At 37.3% G+C, this 18,105-nt stretch carries 15 protein-coding genes; 6 read left to right on the top strand and 9 right to left on the bottom strand.

Annotated features, from left to right (window positions below; translation table 11 throughout):
• Position 1: 1 nt before the first annotated feature.
• Positions 2-2,452 carry an Ig-like domain-containing protein gene (locus tag ACE1OF_RS03085; protein WP_448892700.1) on the bottom strand — a complete coding sequence of 817 codons (2,451 nt, stop codon included), beginning with the start codon at positions 2,450-2,452 and terminating at the stop codon, positions 2-4.
• A gap of 111 nt (positions 2,453-2,563) precedes the next feature.
• Here ACE1OF_RS03085 and ACE1OF_RS03080 point away from each other — a divergent pair, with 111 nt between their 5' ends.
• Entirely contained in the window at positions 2,564-3,928 is a 1,365-nt protein-coding gene (locus ACE1OF_RS03080; RefSeq protein ID WP_448892698.1) for an NAD(P)/FAD-dependent oxidoreductase, read from the top strand.
• Positions 3,929-4,042: 114 nt separating this feature from the next.
• Here the strand turns inward: ACE1OF_RS03080 and ACE1OF_RS03075 are convergent, their stop codons facing one another.
• Both ACE1OF_RS03075 and ACE1OF_RS03070 read right to left on the bottom strand, forming a co-directional pair.
• On the bottom strand, positions 4,043-5,014 hold the full coding sequence (locus ACE1OF_RS03075; protein WP_448892696.1) for a D-2-hydroxyacid dehydrogenase: 972 nt from the start codon (positions 5,012-5,014) through the stop codon (positions 4,043-4,045).
• Positions 5,015-5,019: 5 nt separating this feature from the next.
• A complete protein-coding gene (locus tag ACE1OF_RS03070; RefSeq protein WP_448892694.1) occupies positions 5,020-6,225 on the bottom strand; it encodes an NnrS family protein in 1,206 nt (401 codons plus the stop codon).
• A 312-nt stretch (positions 6,226-6,537) separates the two neighbouring features.
• On the opposite strand from ACE1OF_RS03070, the gene ACE1OF_RS03065 reads away from it, so the two are divergent.
• Positions 6,538-8,724: a M3 family metallopeptidase gene (locus ACE1OF_RS03065; RefSeq protein WP_448892692.1), complete on the top strand. Its 2,187-nt coding sequence runs from the start codon at positions 6,538-6,540 to the stop codon at positions 8,722-8,724.
• Between the two features lie 244 nt (positions 8,725-8,968).
• Here the strand turns inward: ACE1OF_RS03065 and ACE1OF_RS03060 are convergent, their stop codons facing one another.
• The 4 genes from ACE1OF_RS03060 to ACE1OF_RS03045 form a co-directional block, all read right to left on the bottom strand.
• Positions 8,969-10,117 (bottom strand): lipase family protein, encoded by a 1,149-nt coding sequence (locus ACE1OF_RS03060; protein ID WP_448892690.1) that lies wholly within the window; start codon positions 10,115-10,117, stop codon positions 8,969-8,971.
• A 12-nt stretch (positions 10,118-10,129) separates the two neighbouring features.
• Positions 10,130-10,762: a DUF6795 domain-containing protein gene (locus ACE1OF_RS03055; RefSeq protein ID WP_448892688.1), complete on the bottom strand. Its 633-nt coding sequence runs from the start codon at positions 10,760-10,762 to the stop codon at positions 10,130-10,132.
• A 122-nt stretch (positions 10,763-10,884) separates the two neighbouring features.
• The gene (locus ACE1OF_RS03050; protein WP_448892686.1) at positions 10,885-11,217 is read right to left on the bottom strand and encodes a hypothetical protein; all 333 of its coding nucleotides are present in this window, start codon (positions 11,215-11,217) and stop codon (positions 10,885-10,887) included.
• 289 nt (positions 11,218-11,506) lie between these two features.
• Entirely contained in the window at positions 11,507-12,307 is an 801-nt protein-coding gene (locus tag ACE1OF_RS03045) for a hypothetical protein (protein ID WP_448892684.1), read from the bottom strand.
• A 90-nt stretch (positions 12,308-12,397) separates the two neighbouring features.
• Here ACE1OF_RS03045 and ACE1OF_RS03040 point away from each other — a divergent pair, with 90 nt between their 5' ends.
• From ACE1OF_RS03040 to ACE1OF_RS03025, 4 genes are all read left to right on the top strand, one after another.
• Complete coding sequence (locus ACE1OF_RS03040; RefSeq protein WP_448892682.1) at positions 12,398-13,309, top strand: bifunctional GNAT family N-acetyltransferase/hotdog fold thioesterase; 912 nt, start codon at positions 12,398-12,400, stop codon at positions 13,307-13,309.
• Positions 13,310-13,406: 97 nt separating this feature from the next.
• Positions 13,407-14,279, top strand: a complete 873-nt coding sequence (locus ACE1OF_RS03035) for an SDR family oxidoreductase (protein ID WP_448892680.1) — start codon at positions 13,407-13,409, stop codon at positions 14,277-14,279.
• A gap of 109 nt (positions 14,280-14,388) precedes the next feature.
• Positions 14,389-14,580 carry a hypothetical protein gene (locus tag ACE1OF_RS03030; protein WP_448892678.1) on the top strand — a complete coding sequence of 64 codons (192 nt, stop codon included), beginning with the start codon at positions 14,389-14,391 and terminating at the stop codon, positions 14,578-14,580.
• Between the two features lie 2 nt (positions 14,581-14,582).
• Positions 14,583-15,515: a tRNA-dihydrouridine synthase gene (locus ACE1OF_RS03025; protein WP_448892676.1), complete on the top strand. Its 933-nt coding sequence runs from the start codon at positions 14,583-14,585 to the stop codon at positions 15,513-15,515.
• Positions 15,516-15,801: 286 nt separating this feature from the next.
• Here ACE1OF_RS03025 and ACE1OF_RS03020 read toward each other — a convergent pair whose 3' ends face one another.
• Positions 15,802-17,097: a GGDEF domain-containing protein gene (locus ACE1OF_RS03020; RefSeq protein WP_448892674.1), complete on the bottom strand. Its 1,296-nt coding sequence runs from the start codon at positions 17,095-17,097 to the stop codon at positions 15,802-15,804.
• Positions 17,098-17,110: 13 nt separating this feature from the next.
• Positions 17,111-18,037 (bottom strand): ABC transporter substrate-binding protein, encoded by a 927-nt coding sequence (locus tag ACE1OF_RS03015; RefSeq protein ID WP_448892672.1) that lies wholly within the window; start codon positions 18,035-18,037, stop codon positions 17,111-17,113.
• Between the last annotated feature and the right edge of the window lie 68 nt (positions 18,038-18,105).

Below are 18,105 nucleotides of genomic sequence, written 5' to 3'. Positions count from 1 at the left end.
TTTACAATAATGTTAAATCACGAGTTAAACTCGTGACAAAACCATTAGGAGAGGTAATTGTTATTGTTAATATAGCGGTTTGAGGTGCGCTGCCTGTCTCTTGCGTAACAGAAAAGTTCATTGTTCTAAAACCAGATTGATTAGTATTAGCAACAGTGTAATCAGTCTTCCCTTGTATTGTGCCTGAACTTAGCGAAATATTAACCGTTGTCCCTTTGGGCATGGTTTGATTAGGGGAGCCTGTATCGGCAAAGGAAAAAATAAAGACTTGGCTACCACCATTAGGTATGTCAGGTAGTGAAGTATTATATCCAGTTAATGAATTAACGTAGGTAGTTCCACCCGTACCATTGGTCAGTTTATATTCAGCAGCTGAGCTAGCCATTACTAACTTGAGTGCTTTTCTTACATGTATACTGCGCATATTTTCAGTTGCGCAGTTTGCACCTTGGCACTGTGGTCCGTTAAACTTGCCGTCGGCAGTGCTAAAACTTCCATCGTTATTAAAATCTAAAAAGGTCTCACCAGTATCAAAACGGCTATTTTCATCATCGTCTCGCCACGCTTCTGACATATCAACAAAACCACTGGGTTTAGGTGCGTAATTATCAAGGCCTGAATCGATATTTGGATCATTGCTTGTACCGACATCCAGAATAGGATTACCATCGGCATCATCAAAAATGTTATTACCGTTAGTATCAAAGAAGGTTTCATGACCTAAGGCGGTGGCTAAAATAGTTACACGGTGATCGGTAACTCTGGGTTCGCTACTGGTCCAAGTAACAGAACAACTACCATTAGTCGTAACGCAGCTTGGTTCAATATTACCCCCTTCAGTTGTAAAATTAACAGTTGTGCCATCAGGAGCAGGGTTGTTAAAGTTGTCAGATAGCCACACGCTTATAATAGATTTTTCACCACTAATATTGTGTGCTTCAGGGTTTAATATGTCAGCAGCAATGGTCATAGAACGTTGCTCTGGTAGTCCTGTGTTTATTGATAATAGATCTGATTGGCTTTGCACGGTAATGTTTTCATCATTAACATCCATGCTTGCAGACGCGGTAACTCGAACAGCAGTAGGTACAGTGCCTGCTGAGATCTGTGTGCTTATAAGACCTTGGCTGTTAGTAAAGCCAGATATTCTGCTTAAATTGATACCGCCAACAGCCGTACTTAAGGTAAAATTTACTTCCTGTTGTGCTAAAACGTTGCCTAATTGGCTTTTTACTTTAAAGGTGAGTGTTGACGTTTCTTGTTGATTTTGTCCACCTGTACCTTTAAGCACTATTTCGCTTGGTTCTGCTGCGATGAATTCAATTGAGCCTAATTGCTCACCATTAATTGTAACGGTTTCGCTAGCGGTGTGTATTATTTCATTCACTGTAACACTAGCAAATATGATGTCATCAGCACCATTTCTACCCGCACAGTCAACATCTTCAAAAGTAGAGTGAGCAGTACCATTGATACTAAGCACTGATTCGTCAATACGGGCGTTACCATTTTGCACACAATTAGAGGTAAAAGTGACAGGGAGTGGAGTAACTAGCAAACCACCATTTTTATCAATTAAATTCACACTCAGCCCTAATGTTCCACCAGCACTTATCATGTTGTCTTCTATTGATAACGCAATTTTTCCTTCAACAAAATTATTTGTTTTGTCAAGGTAACCTATGTGAATATCACTGTCGATAATGGCGTCGGCAGGTAAAATTTGATAATTAAAAGTGCTGTTTATATTTGTGTCTTCGTCAATAGTATAACTGCTGGTTATAACACCCGCGCCAATAACGCTTTCACTACCTGTATCGTCGGCACTTAGGGTAACACTTGCAACACCTTGGCTATTTGTTAAAGCCGTAGCCATATTTAAAGTACCAATGTCAGCCGTAAACATAATAATTTTATTAGCAATACCTTGACCGTTACCATCAATTAACCTTGTAGATATTTGCACCTCTTCATCAGCCTTAAAAACGTTTACTGATTCATTGTTTAGAGTCACTGTTGTTTTAAGGTTAGGAGAAGTATCAACAACTGTTGATTCAACAAACTCATAATCTTTGGTTAGCGTAGTTAATTCATCTATTGTTGCATCAACACTACCTGCACCGAGAATAAGATCATCGTTTGTTAGATAAACAACGGCTAGCCCTTCACTATTGGTTAACTTTGAGGTGATTGCTAATGAACCAACAGAAGCAGAGAAGCTAACGGCTCGGTTAGGCACTACCGCATTATTTTCATCCGTTACTTTAGCTTGTAAGGTTATTATATCGTTTGTGTTAAAGCTGTGTTGCGCCACACCATTACTATCTAAAATTGATAGTTCGATCTTTGTAACAGTTTGAGGTAAATTTTCAGATTCGTCTTCATTATGACCATTACAAGCAACGAGTAAAAAAACAAAAAATGAAACCACTACAAGATAAAGCTTATTCATGCTTTAATTTCCTAGGTACAGTAAGATAAATTTCTTTAGTTAGAATAAAGCGATAGCTAATGAAAGTCTACGAAACCCGTAAACAAATTGACGTAATAATGGAAGAAGAATATGTACGATCCACTGATAGATGGTTCACCAGGTTATGGTGTTACACACACAAATAGTTATTGGGCTGATATTTCGGGTGCAAAAGGTGATAAAAAACCAGCAGACGATGGGCAATTTGCACAAGATATTACTGTAGATGTTGCCATTATCGGAGCTGGATATACTGGGCTTTCATGTGCGTTACATTTGGCTCGTGAGCAAGGAATTTATGCGCATGTTTTTGAGGCTAATCAAACGGCTTGGGGTTGTAGCGGTAGAAATGCGGGGTTTGTATTAAAATCGTCAGGAAGAATGCCTTATACCATGATGCAAAAAAAATGGGGCGAGGAGGTGATGCGCGGCATTTATCACGAGATGTGTGCTGGGGTTGATACTCTTAAGGGGCTGATAAACGAAGGCATAGACTGTGATCAACAAGCAGCGGGTTATATCAAAGTGGCGCATAAACCAAGCATGTTTAAATCATTGCAAGCGCAAGCTAAGTTGCAGCAAGATCTGTTTGATTATGATGTACAAGTGCTTTCAAAGGAAGCATTACATCAACATTATATGGCTGATGAAAATGCTTATGGCGCTATTCGTTATCAAGATGGTTTTGGCCTTAATCCATTAAAATTGGCTTGGGGTTATCAAAAATTAGCACGCCAAGCTGGTGCAAAAGTGTATACATCAACCCCAGTGAGTTTTGTTTCGACTCATACAGGTAAGAATATTATGCTCGCTACGCCACAAGGCACAGTGACAGCAAAAAAAGTAGTTATTGCAACCAATGGCTACACACCTAAAGGTTTTCATCCTTTAATAACTAACAGAACCTTACCTGTGCTTTCGCAAATAATAGTTACTGAGCCATTATCAACAGAGCAATTAGCCATGTGTAATTTTTTAACTAGCAATGTGGTGATGGATACTCGGGCGCTTAAATACTATTATCGAAAATTACCTGATAACCGCATTCTATTTGGGGGCAGGGGAGCTATCACGGGAAAAAATGCTGAAGACCCATATTATGCTCAACGTTTGTTGGCCGTTTTAAAAACAAGCTTTCCTGCGCTTGGTAATTTGAAAATAGCTTATGCGTGGTCTGGTTGGATTTGCATGGCACTTGATGATTTACCGCACTTATTTCAAGGTAAAAAAGGGAGTGTTGAAGAGAATATATTTTACGCTATGGGCTATTGTGGTAGTGGTGTATCTTTTTCAGTACAAGCAGGTAAACGTTTAGCCGAGAAAGTAGCAGGAAAAACACTGCCAAATATTCCTTTATATAATAAAGAATTGCCTAAGTTTCCACTTGCGCCACTGCGCCGAGTTGGGCAGTGGGGCTATTTTCATTATGGGAAAATTAAGGATAAGTATTTATAAATGAATCCAGATTTTTTGTGGGTGGACGGTTATTTTAGTATTCCGATAACCGCCCATCCAAAACTCATATCGTTATATTTTTAAAAACTTAATTAGCTTTTTCTGAAAAAATGGCTAAGTATTATCAAGCCTGTTTAATCTTTCACCACGCTTAAAAGCGGCTATATTGTTACTTAGCATGTGAATTAATCGTTGCTGTGATTCACTGCTTGCCCAAGCAATATGTGCGGTAATTTTCAAATTATCAAGGGTGTTTTGTTTTAATGCGACTAATAAAGGATGATCTTCTGGCGGTGGCTCCTGTTCTAATACATCGAGAACGGCGTAAGCTATTTGCTTATTTTTTAAGGCAGATAATAAATCAACACTATTAACTAACATACCACGGGCGGTATTGATTAACACGGCATTTGGCTTCATTTTAGCTAACACCGCAGCATTAATTAAATTTGTAGTCTCGGCAGTTTGAGGACAATGTAAACTCAAAATATCGGCTTGCGTAATTGCCTGTTCAAAACTTACCCTACCTTTGCGTATTTCTAGACTCTGTGGGCGTTCGCTGATCATCACATTCATATCAAACGCTGCGGCAAGCTTAGCAACAGATTTCCCTAAAAAGCCATTACCAACAATTGCTAACGTTTTGCCTGCAAGCTCGGTAATAGCCTTGCCATGATAGCAAAAAGTATCACTTTTTTGCCATAATCCTTGCTCAGTATTGGTATTGTGATGACAAGTTTGTTGATAATATTCAAGTAGTTGTGCAAATACATACTGAGCAATAGCATTACCAGCATAGCCACTTACATTGGTTACAGCAATATTGTATTTTGAGGCAGCCTCAATATCTATATTATTGTAACCCGTTGCTGTGATAGCAATGAGCTTTAACTGAGGAAGTTGTGCCAATATTTCAGCGGTGATCACGACTTTATTGGTAATAATAACATCAGCCTTTTGGCAACGCTCAAGTATCTGTTCGGCAGAGGTGGTTGGGTAACAAGTTAGCATTGTAACTTGTTGCTCAATCGCCGAAAAAGAGATGTTCTCGCTAAATGTTTGGCTATCTAAAAAAACTGCTTTCATTATTGTTATCCTGGTCTGCCATCTTTTCGGGGACTCATTAGCATAGGGGCGTAAGTAACAGCAAAAATACCAAACGCTAATAACCAGAAAGCACCACTAATATCGATAAATATCATTGTTTTTTCAGGTAAAACCCACGGACCAAGGGCACGAATAAGTGCTGCTAATGTAATGCAGATGTAAGCTAAAGTCATGGCTTTTGGTGGTGACAATGGTCGACCAGTGTGACCAAGAGAAACCCTAGAAATCATCGCTAAAATTAATCCTCCCATACCGCCAACAGTTAATAAATGCCAGATATGATTACTGGGGATTTCGGCAATTAAATAGCTCAATCCCAAAACAATTAAACCATAGGCAATAAACTTAATAGACGCATGAATAGACCATAATAATGGTACCCCTAGCGTTATCCATGGTCGCCATCTTAACCAACGCATGGTTTGAAAAATACCTGCAACAATTAAAAGTATGCCAAAGAATGTTTCAGAAAACCCAACTACTGGCTCTAATAATAAATACAACATGGCTATACCTAAGCAGCCGTTTGTGACTTTGTCTAACCAAGGGAGCGGTGTTGCTTTTGGTGTTTGTGTACCATTAGCTGTAAACATTGGTACAACACGTCCTGCCATTACCGACATTAAAAAAGTGACTAACATTACTCCTGCGTATGCTGCGTATGTAATAGTAAAGGTATCAGAATTATAAATGGCAAGGTGCATTTCACTATTGGCAATGGTAAATAACAGCAGTAAAGGCACAAAAAATAAGTTACGGTATTGTTTTATTGCAATAATAGGCTTACCTAATACAAATGCTACCGCAGGTAAAAAACTTAAATCGATAATAGTTGTTAATTCTTCGCCTAACAAATCAGGAAAAAGAACAACAATTCGCCCTGCTAACCAAAGTATGAATAATACCAGTAATACAGAGCCCTGTGCACCACGAACCCCCGTCCAATTTTGGACAGCGGTAAGTAAAAAACCAGCAATGATGGCACAACCAAAACCAAAAATCATTTCATGTATATGCCACCAATAGCCACCACCTAAAGGCGAAAAGTTAACAGTTCCTTTGTACATTAATAACCAAAGTACGATGGCTACCACACTAAAAATAGCGCCGCTAAGAAAAAAAGGACGAAAGCCTAAACGCAGCAATGGCGTAATTTTTTGCTCTTTTTGCAAGTCAGTAATTTGCATCATGGGTGTACCTTGTAAAATGCTTGAGTAATTTGCTCGGGTATTATTGATATATTGTAATGAAATACTTTTCAATTTGCTTGTATTAGATCAATAAAATTCGACAGACAAAGGAATTTATTTGCAACGCGCAATATATGATGAGCTGATTACTATTTAGCTAGAATAAGCTTAACAGCTTACAATTTGCGTTGAATAGCCATACAAGGCATTTCTTTATCAATTGATTATTGTTAATGTAATGTTAACTCGATAGTGTTTTCTATTTTTGAGATAACGCATTGGAAAGATTTATACTTTAGATAGAGATTAATTATGACTAAAACATTATTACCTACCCTTTTATTATCAAGTATTTTAATGGCGTGTAGTGGTGGCAATAACACCGTTGAAAACTCAGCGATTGAAAAAAGTTCAGCCACAACTGACCAGTTAACAAATGAGGTTGAGCAATCTAAAGCCTTATTACTGGCTAAGTGGCAAGGCCCTTATCAAGGCGTACCAGCATTTGACAAAGTTTCTTTAGTCGGCTTAAGTGCTGCAATAGAAGAAGGTATGAAAATTAATTTGGCTGAAATTGAAGCGATTGCTAATAATGCAGAATCACCTACCTTTGAAAACACAATTGTTGCAATGGAAAAAACGGGTTATGCCTTAGATAGAGTGTTTACATATTATCGTATTTGGAGTTCAAACCAATCTTCGCCAGAATTTCGTGAAATTCAAGCAGAAATGGCACCAAAACTGTCGGCTTTTTTCTCAAAAATTAATCAAAACCAAGCATTGTTTGCTCGTGTGCAAGCGGTATATAACAGCGATGAAGTTAAAAGCTTAACCCCTGAACAGCAACGTTTAGTGTATTTAACTTATAATAGTTTTGCACGTAATGGCGCGACATTAAAGGGGGAGGCAAAAAAACGTTATGCTGATATTAACCAACGTTTGGCTCAGTTGCATACTAAGTTTGGTAACAATGTACTCGCTGACGAAGAAAGCTATGTTTTGTATTTAACAAAAGATCAACTAGGTGGGCTATCTGAGTCTATAATTAGTTCTGCTGCATCAGCCGCAGAATCACGCGGCCATCAAGGTGAATATGCTATTACTAATACCCGTTCATCAATGGATCCTTTTTTAACCTACTCAACCGAACGTGAACTGCGTAAGCAAGTATGGAATAGCTACTATAACCGTGGTAACAATGGAGATGAATTTGATAACAACGCCATTATTGCTGAAATTCTACAATTGCGTCATGAACGTGTTGGCTTGTTAGGTTATAAAAACTACGCCTCTTGGCGTTTAGAAGATCGTATGGCTAAATCACCAGAAAATGCCATTAACTTAATGGAAAGTGTATGGCCAGCAGCAATCGCACGTGTTGATGAAGAAGTAGCAGACATGCTAGCCATTGGCAAAGCACAAGACGGTATTGATAAAATTGAACCGTGGGATTACCGCTTTTACGCTGAAAAAGTTCGTCAAGATAAATACAATCTAGATTCAAATGAGGTTAAAGAATACCTGCAATTGAATAAATTACGAGAAGCTATGTTTTATGTAGCAGGCCGTTTATTTAATTTTGAATTTACTGAAGTGAAAGATGGTTCTGTTCCTGTATTTAATGAAGATGTTCGCGTGTGGGAAGTGACTGACAAAACCTCACATGAGCATATTGGTTTATGGTACCTAGACCCATTTGCTCGCAAAGGTAAACGTTCTGGCGCATGGGCCACCACTTACCGCAGTTACACAACGTTTGATGGCAAGAAGAATGTTTTGTCATCAAATAACTCTAATTTCAGCAAAGGTGTTGATGGCCAACCTACTTTAATTTCTTGGTCTGATGCAGAAACGTATTTTCATGAATTTGGTCATGCATTGCACTTTTTATCATCAAAAGTGGCATATCCTACGCTGAACGGTGGTGTTAGAGATTACACAGAATTTCAATCGCAGCTATTAGAACATTGGTTATCAACAGATGATGTTATCAATAATTACTTAGTGCATTATAAAACAGGTAAACCCATGCCAGCTGAATTAATTGCAAAAATTAAGCAAGCAGCTACCTTTAATCAAGGTTTTAAAACCACTGAATACTTAGCGTCTGCGTTAGTTGATATGAAGTTTCACACGGTAGATCCAACAGGTATTGATGTGCAAAAATTTGAACGTGATACCCTAGCTGACTTAAAAATGCCTGAAGCTATTGTGATGCGTCATCGTTCTACGCATTTTGGTCATGTGTTTAGTGGTGAAGGTTATTCAGCAAGTTACTACGGTTATATGTGGGCAGAAGTGTTAACAGCCGATGCGGCTGAGGCGTTTTCACAATCACCTGGCGGTTTTTACGATAAAGACCTTGCAGCTAAATTGGTTGAACATTTATTTAGTGTGCGTAATGCGGTAGACCCAGCCGATGCCTATCGCGCTTTTAGAGGGCGTGATGCAGATGTTAAAGCGTTAATGCGTGATCGTGGTTTCTCTGTTACTAAATAATCACCTTTTCACTGTATGAATTAATTTATACATTAAAAGTACTCATTGACTAGCGTCAACTCCGTGCTTTTTCTTTTAACTTGAACCATGCAGTTTTAAGGTAAATATTCACTAAAAGCTCGTTTCGACGAGCTTTTAGTTTTTACGAGGTTAAATGATAGTTAAGTAAAGGTATGAGATTAAGTAAAGGTATTAGATTTACTTAGGTATAAGGATAAAGGGCAGAAATCACCCTTTCTAACGTTTAAAAAATACGTTCAATTGCTTGTTTTGCGGTGGTATATAACGTTTTTATCATCAGGCCTAACACCCAACGAATAAACTTAACCGTCATTTCTTTAACCGCTTGTGTCCCTCTGCCTACAAATACTAGCATATGCCCTAATAGTCCCCTTAATGCTTCTTCTGCATCAGGAATTCTGACAATGGATTCATGTAAACAGCGCGCCAGTAAATCATAAAAGGACAAGCCAACACTCGCTGCGGCTTGCCCAGCAATAAGTGCATACTGACCGCTTTTCTTTAAGAGTGTGATTAACGCATCGGTAATAATTTGTTGCCAACGCTGAGAAAATGACGCGTTATGGCGCTGTTCGTATTTAAGCACCGTGTGTTTATAATGCAGTGTTTTAAGTGCGCTATCCATACTGCTGTAATCTTTATAGGCATTGACAGTGTTAACATAACCAGGTGCCGACTTCGCCATTGAGTGTGCAGAAAGAGCAAAAAAAGATCCTCCATTCATCGCGGTTTGATATTCACCTACGGTATGAGTAAACGGCCAAACAGGCACACAAGGCACAGGATCAGCGCCATGGGTTACCCGATAATGGTCAACATTAATCGCTGCACTGTGAATAGAATTTGAAAGCACCACGCGTGGTGCGCCAAAGGTATAAAGCTTAGTTTTAATACCACGTGCACTTGCCCAAATAGCAGTTAACTCAGCAATGGCGCCGCCTAAGCTATGACCTACTACATGCAAACAACTGGGGTTGTGCTTTGCTATATATTGATTAAATGCTGGGCGCATACTGCTGAAGGCTTTTTGAAAGCCTGAATGTACCTCAAGGTTTTTAGGGCCAAGGGTAACGGCTACATTGAGGTTAGTTAACCAATCAGCAAATGAAGAAAATTTAGTGCCACGAATACCGATAATATGGTGATTTAAAAATTGTGGGGAAACGCCCTCTGCCGTTAAAGCAAATCCCGTACTGCGGTTAAGTACTTGATTCACCAAACCGCCGCTGATTCCTTGTATTTGGCTATTGGTGATTTTAAAATTATCCCTAAATTCAGGGATAAAGCCTCTTGTGAAATTGTTTGATTTTCTAATATCATAGACTCTTTCTGCTACATTAGCCGCAGCGCTGGGTGATATGGTTCCTGTCATGTCTTTATTTCCTTATTTATTGCGTTCTTCTAACTTATTAAAATTTCCATTGTGTATACGGTATTCTTTTTCACCATCATAAAGCCAGAAAGGCATGTAATCGTCATCCCAACGGCAAATGCTAGAAGCCATATGCTCACGATTACTAGGGATATTATTTTTAAATTGAAAATCAGCTCGCTTATTGCTTAACTCACAATTTAAAAAAGCCAGTTTTTTAGTGAATTCAGGTATTTCCGTAATCCCCACATGAGTTGCTCCCCATAACAGAATAAGCGTGCCTTCGCGGTTAATAGTAATTTGTTGCGATACCCTATCTTCAGAAAACGGTTTACTGGGAATTGATGATCGAATGCTCTTTTGCGGGAAATGAAAATGACCAGTATCATCAGTAATGGCAACATCAATATGATCTTTTGCATCGATATACATTAATGAGCGCGTAATTTCTATATTGGCAACGGGTTTTCCATTTTCAGTTACCACGCCGTTGACTTCTGAACATAAAAATACGTCTTGTTTTTTAAACCAACCAAACATATCTACTCCTTGACTTATCATAGGGTAAGCAAGTAAGCACAAAATAAGAAATAACAATGTAAAATGAGGGCGAGAAAGTGACGAGATTTTTCTGCGTGTATTCATTGGCTATCCTTGCTGAATATTTTAAATGATTTTAGCTATTAGCACCTAAAAAGTAAATAATATCTAACTGCGATAGTATTTTATTTAGCTTAAAGTGGGTTATATATTTGTTTTTTCTAAAATTAAGGTTTATAAGGTTTAGGAGACTTTTTAATAAATTTAATATAGAACCCTACTAATATAGAGGTGGTAAAAACGACGGCAAAAGGAAAACCATGCCATAGTAGGTTATAAGTGTCTTTACTTGGAATGTAGGTGTTATAAATCATGTAAAAACCTATGAGCCAAGATAGTGGAAACGTAAAAATACCAACATTTAGAACAATATCGACAACAAAATATGATGTAAAATATTTACTTGTGAACATAATTATTAATACAAAAATAATAGCCGCACAAGGTGGCACTACTGCCAGTTGAATTATGAAACCTTGTACTAAATTATTGTATATCATAGTTTAACTTCCTTGTTTTTAAAACGATCCGTTAGTGTATTAAAATCCCCGTTTTCAACGATAAACCATTATATTCAATCAATGCCTAGCCTAAACTCGTTTCTAATTCCAGCTGAATCCCGCATCTTGAGCTGGTTTGGGTATAATATAGCCTCACTTATGCTGTTTTTACTGGCGGATAAAATTGTTTGGGTTATCGGTATTTTTGGGTTATCGGTATTTTAATGTGCACTGGCATGTTAATCAAGTATGTGGATTCAATGGGTTGGTTAGGCGTATAATGAATAATTTACCCTACTAGCGTTTTACCGTGCTGCCAAAACCTCTTCCACCTTGAAAAAGTATTATTGGGTAAATAACTGTGCTTATTTCGTTTTACTCGCTTATAAATTTGCCATTGCTTGGGAATTAAATGAATTACAATGTTTAAATAGTTTGGAATATGAAAATAAGTAATGTCGTGGTGTGGAGAGAGTTGTTTTAACAGTGTTAATAATAAATTCACTTCGTTGTCATCGGCATCAGGTAAATTAATAGATAAACATGTATTAGGGGTTAAGTTTGCGCCCAGGTGTTCTAGTTGGCTAACGGTGTTGTGATAGCTTTGAATATCATGCTGATAAATATCGCAAATATACCAATCGTAGCTTGTAGTATTTTGCTGTAACCACTGCATACTATTGTTAAATGTTATCTGAGTTTTATTATTCTGAGGATTAAAATAGTGGTTAAAACAATCAATAACCACACGACTATGTTCAATACTATGTATGGCGATTTTTTTAGAAACATAATGAATAAATCGTTGGATATTACCGCCACCTAAACCTAATTCAAGCATGTTATTTGGCTTAAAAAACAGCAAGGGTAGCATCATGGCCGTTTGATGAGGTAAAGTGAGCTTCCATGGCTTGCGCTTAAGCATTACACTTTGAATAACATGCTCGTTTGGGGTGTTTTTAGATGTGATTTCTTCAATACTACCAAAGGTTAGCCAACGGTAATGTTCGTTTTCACAAACTGATACTGATTCATCACCTTGACTTAAATAAGTTAATTTACCTTGTGCAACGTGCTTAGCTAATTGCATAATTCTCCAATTGATAAAATGTAATTGTAACTTTGCCTAACTAGCTACCAAGCTACCAAGCTACCAAGCTAGGCAATGAAAGGATAACCAATGAATACCTTAAAAGCACCTAAAACAGCTGAAGAATTTTCACAATACTATCAATTACGCTGGAAAATATTAAGACAACCTTGGCATCAACCACTTGGTAGTGAGCAAGACGATCAAGAGCAATACGCCATTCATCGTATGGTTGTTGATGAACATGACAATGTATTAGCGGTTGGTCGTATAGAAAAAGTTACTGAACAGCAAGGTCAAATTCGCTTTATGGCGGTAGATGATAACATGCAAGGACAGGGATTAGGTCAACAAATTGTTAATGCTTTAGAGCAACGAGCAAGTATTTTGGGAATCACTGAAATTTGTTTAAATGCACGCGAACAAGCCTTGGGGTTTTACCAAAAGCTTGGTTATAAAAAACAGGGCTATTCTCATACATTGTTTGGTGATGTAAAACACTACAGTATGACGAAAAATATACCAGTACATGCTCAGCATAAAGTATCAGAATCACAGGCATTGCAAAGTATTTGGCATAAAACTATTCCTTTAAGTAAGGCGATGAATTTACAAATTAGTTATTATGATACAACTCAATTAGTTACTCGATGTGATACTTATTTTAACCAAAACTTACACCACACCATGTTTGCAGGTAGTATTTATACTTTGGCAACATTAACGGGTTGGGGGTGGGTATATTTAATGTTACAAGAGCAACAAGCAAAGGGCGTTGAACTTGATGGAGATATTGTTCTAGCTGACGCTAACATTCGTTATCACTCACCTATTAAAGGTCTTGCCTATGCGCAGGTTGTGCAAGCAGGTGTTTCAGGAAATTTTGATAATTTATTACAAGGGAAAAATGCAAGAATAAAGTTAACCGCACACGTCTATTGTGGTGAAAATATTGCGGCGACCTTTAACGGAAGTTATTTTATTTTACCTAGCAGTCGGTAACAGATCTGTGGCTAAGTAAAGCGCTAATTTACGATATTTTATTTTCTCCTTCATCACGTTAAAGCGTAAGTTTATTTCACACTAAAGAGTTAAGACTATGAATAAAACACATCATCACGTTGAAAAGCCACTTTCCGTTGGTATTGTTGGATGTGGTTGGCTAGGTAAAGTGTTAGCGGCTAGTTTACAAGCGAAAAAAATACCTGTACTTGCCACAAGCAGTAAACCTGAGAATGTTGCCATATTGAATCAGCAGTCTATTATAGCCCAAAAATTAATGTTGCCAGCAGATATTGCTACGCTTGCTCAACACGATATTTTTACACAGCACAGTTTGGTGATTGCTATTACACCACAATTTAGGCAAGGCAGAACAGATTATGCAGATAAAATAGCGCAGCTTGTTTCTGCTGCACAGCAACGGGGTGTAGTAGAACGCATTATTTTATTATCAAGTACCGCTGTTTATGAAGGTTTGTCTGGCATTGTAGAAGAAAATAGTGAACTTGATTTTTCTACAGAAAAAGTAAAAGTATTACATGCCGCAGAACTGGCGGTAATAAATTTTTGTAAGCAAGGTATTGTGCTTAGACTGGCTGGTTTAGTCGGCCCTAATCGTCATCCAGGTAAATTTATACAAGCTAAGAAAACCCTCAGTAACTCATCTGCACCTGTTAATTTAATTCATCAGCAAGATGCTGTAGGGTTAATTGAGTCGCTGCTTCAGGTTAATTTATCGCAGCTTTCACTTGCTCAAGAAAATATGACAGGCACTATTTTTAATGGTGTAAGTGATACGCATGTTAGTAAGCGTGAATATTACCAAGCTGCGGCCAAGGCACTTAAAGTAGACGCACCTAATGTTGAAAAAGCGCGGACAAATGAGAATACAAGAGTTGTTAGTGGCGAAAAAGCGAAGCAACTATTAAGTTACAAGTTTGTTTACCCCGACTTGCTCACTTGGTTATAATGTTTGCCATTGCCCTATATTGGTCCATCGATTGAAGTTTTTTTCTAAAGCCTTTCTTAAACGTCATCAAATAAAATTATTTTTTTTAATAATTTGGTTGCATATTTCAATGCTGGATTTATTTTACATTACCTACCGAGGGCCTGTATTTATGTGGCATGAAAATGGTCAATGGCTTACCTTGCTTGTTCATTTTTGTATTGCATTGTTAACTACAGGCTTATATTGGTTAATGAATAAACGTGTAAAAGCCAAGCGTAAAAGCCAAGCCCAATCTAATGAAATGAATAAGGTTCAGTAATTATGCGAGTAGTGCTAGCGCCTATGGAAGGCGTACTAGACCATTTAATGCGCGATTTACTAACTAAAGTGGGCGGGTACGACTTGTGTGTAACTGAGTTTGTGCGAGTGGTGAATTTGCTCATTTCAGACAAAGCCTTTTTTCGTGCTTGCCCAGAATTAACAAACGCTGGCGCATACGGTTGTACCACGGAAGCTGGAACGCCAGTACGGGTGCAATTATTAGGTCAAAATCCAACATGTATGGCAGACAATGCTGCAAAAGCGATAGAGCTTGGTTCCCATGGTATTGATATCAATTTTGGTTGTCCTTCTAAAATGGTGAATAACAATCGTGGCGGTGCGATCTTATTGAAAGACCCGGAAGATCTTTATCAAATAGTGAGTGCTATAAAGCGGACGGTACCCAAAGAAACCATTGTAAGCGCTAAGATTCGCCTTGGTTATGAAGATAAAAGTCTTGCGATAGAAAATGCACAAGCCATTGAATCAGCAGGAGCAAATGAACTGACCGTGCATGCTCGCACAAAAATGGAAGGTTACAGACCACCAGCTCACTGGCAATGGATAGCTAAAATTAAACAGAATATAAGGATCCCAGTGATTGCCAATGGCGATATTTTTACGTTAGCTGACGCTAAAAACTGCCGAGAAGTTTCTACTTGTACAGATATTATGGTGGGGCGAGGCGCCTTAATGTTGCCAAATTTAGCACAAGTAATAAAACAACAATCACCTGTTATGCCGTGGCATGATGTGCAAGGTTTATTGCTCCAATATACGCGTTGTGAAACGTATGGCGATAAAAGTAAATATTATCCTAACCGTATTAAGCAATGGCTTAAATATTTAAAGCTTCACTATACAGAAGCCGATCAATTATTCCAAAAAATTCGTACACTAAAAACAGCAGAAGCGATCATTCAAGAACTTTAATTATTTTTTAAGTTTTTAGGTTAGGGTCTGTTGAACTTTGCTGATTATTTTTGCAGCAGTTTATTAGCCTTTTATACAAGGCAGAGCTTATGCTGTGTAGTTGTTCTACTCTAATAAGCGATAACGCAGTAGAAATAGCTAGTAAACGCTGTCCTACGGATTCGTTTAAATGCTTCTTGCTCTTTGTTGCAAGGAATTTACGTAGAAAAACTATGCTACATTCCTAGCGCCGCGATCAAAAAGCATTTAATTCGAACAAAATTTAAACATGAAAGGTCAACAGACCCTAAGCTTTTTTGATTATTGTGTTTGTTTCGTCTGCTATTTCAATTCTATTGCGGCCGTTAGTTTTGGCTTTGTACATGGCAATATCGGCATCTTTTATTAATTGTTCAAAATTTTCATGTTTACTAGTAACAGTGCTAATCCCCATACTTACTGTGAGAGGGACGTCTTTATCTTCAAATTTAAGACGCTGATCGGTTAACGATTGTTGAATACGTTTCGCGGTTTCTATTGCACCATTGAGATCACTGTCAGGCAAGATAATAATAAACTCTTCACCGCCATAACGCGCAAAAAAGTCAATATTTCGTATTTCTTTTGTGCATATTTCACTTAGGTGTTTTAGAACTTTATCACCAAAAACATGACCAAATTCATCATTGATGTCTTTAAATAAATCACAGTCGAGTAAAATAATCGTTAATTCATTTTTACTTCTTTGTATGCGAGAAAACTCAGCATTGCCTCGCTCAAAAAGAGCGCGACGATTAGCGACTTGGGTTAATGGGTCTGTATTTGAAAGTTGCTCTAACTTACATGTTCTTTCATGAACAATTTTTTTCATTGATTCTAAAGAGACCGTTGTAACACTTAATTTTTTGTTCATCGCATTGAATGCGTTGGCGATACTCTCAAATTCTTCTGTGTGATTAGAAAAGTGGATATTTTGGAAATTGCCACTGTGGTTATCTTTAAAGGCTTTTTTTACTTCGTTCAGAGATGTTTTAAATACTGTTGTTAACCTGAAAGCACCATAAACGAGTGCTAAAATGATTAGAATTAATACCAATAAAACAAAAATAATTTGGTTTTTAATCACGCTTTGGATGTCTTCATTTGCTATGGTTGACAGTTGAATTGAGTCAGTTCTTATAGCCTCTAGTTGTGTTATGAGCCTAATTTTTAAATGTTTTTTTATTGCTTGGTTGGCATTTTTTAATTTATTTTCATTAATAGCATTAAATAAACGTTGTACGCTTTTATTTTGGCTTACGATACTATTTTGAATGGTTTGTTGTTGGGGGGTTAAATTAGGTGCGAGTTGAAGCAGGTTATCAAATTTGTTTTCTAATGTAAGCCAATTATTAGTATTGTAGTTACTAGAGTAAATATCCTCACTGAGAATAAACTGTTTTAAAATATTAGTTCGATCTTCAACTTTATGTGCGTATTTTTCACGCTTTAAAGTAATATCTACAGCTTGAATTGACCATAAAATACTAAATACTAAAATAGTAAACAATAGGCAACTACCGAGCGTAAAAAAAAGAATTTGGTGTAGTAAGCTCAACTTCATAAAATATCCTAATTTAGTGCATTAGATTTACCGCACCGGGCTCTACTCGTAATAATGCCCTGGTATCAATAAATTTCTCTGATTTAGGTGGGGCACTGTACTCAGTTGTGTGTGTGTCAATGGCCCAAGAAGCTTGAGATTGAAGATTCAAAATTAACGACTGGTTTAAGCCTAATTTAAAAATATAATCAGGCCATACCCAGTCAATAAAAGAAGGATCTAAATTAAGTTGATTTATTACTATTTTTTTTGATTTCTGAGGGTGTGAAGCAATGTAATTAATGGCAATTTGCAGCCCCTTAATTATACAAACTGCTTTTTCAACCAGCAGGTTATTGGGCGTTAGAGAAATCAAATTAAAGCTTAAGGTACTTAAATTTTTCGTGTTATGGGTTGTAATTTTATTTCCGAGTAATTTTGATGCTTGAAAGGCGTAGGGCTCCCAAGGAATAATCGCATCAACTTCTAAATCACGCAAACTCTGTAGTAATAACTCTGGTGTATAATAATGAAGGTCAACATCTGCTATTGTTAACCCTTCAATTGCTAATAACGTACTTAATAAATATTCACTGGCAGATTTTTTAATAACACCAACCTTTTTTCCTTTTAGATCCCTTACTGATTTAATTTGATCTGAAGATCGAGTTATTAATTTGATATCATTGTCTGATTGACTAAACATTGTGTGAGTAACAAAATTATGATGAGTTAAACTTTGAAATGCAATTGCAGAATCAGAGCTTGTGCCAAAATCAACCTCACCACTCATCACTTTTTCAAAGGCAGCTATCCCACCATTTACCGCTATATATTCAACGTCAACGCAAGTTTTATCAAAAGCATTAATTGCTTTAGCAATATAGAAAGGACTAGACAAGGGGGTTTTTGAAACAGCAATGGTTACAGGGTAATGTTTTTGATGCCACAAACTTGGCATAACTAAGTAGAATAGTCCTATACTAATAATAACTATCGATATACAAGAAAAAAAAAGTGTTTTTTGTC

Source organism: Colwellia sp. E150_009 (genome assembly GCF_053543955.1).
Note: the sequence above shows the minus strand (reverse complement) of the source record. Positions and strands in the feature narration are given on the sequence as shown.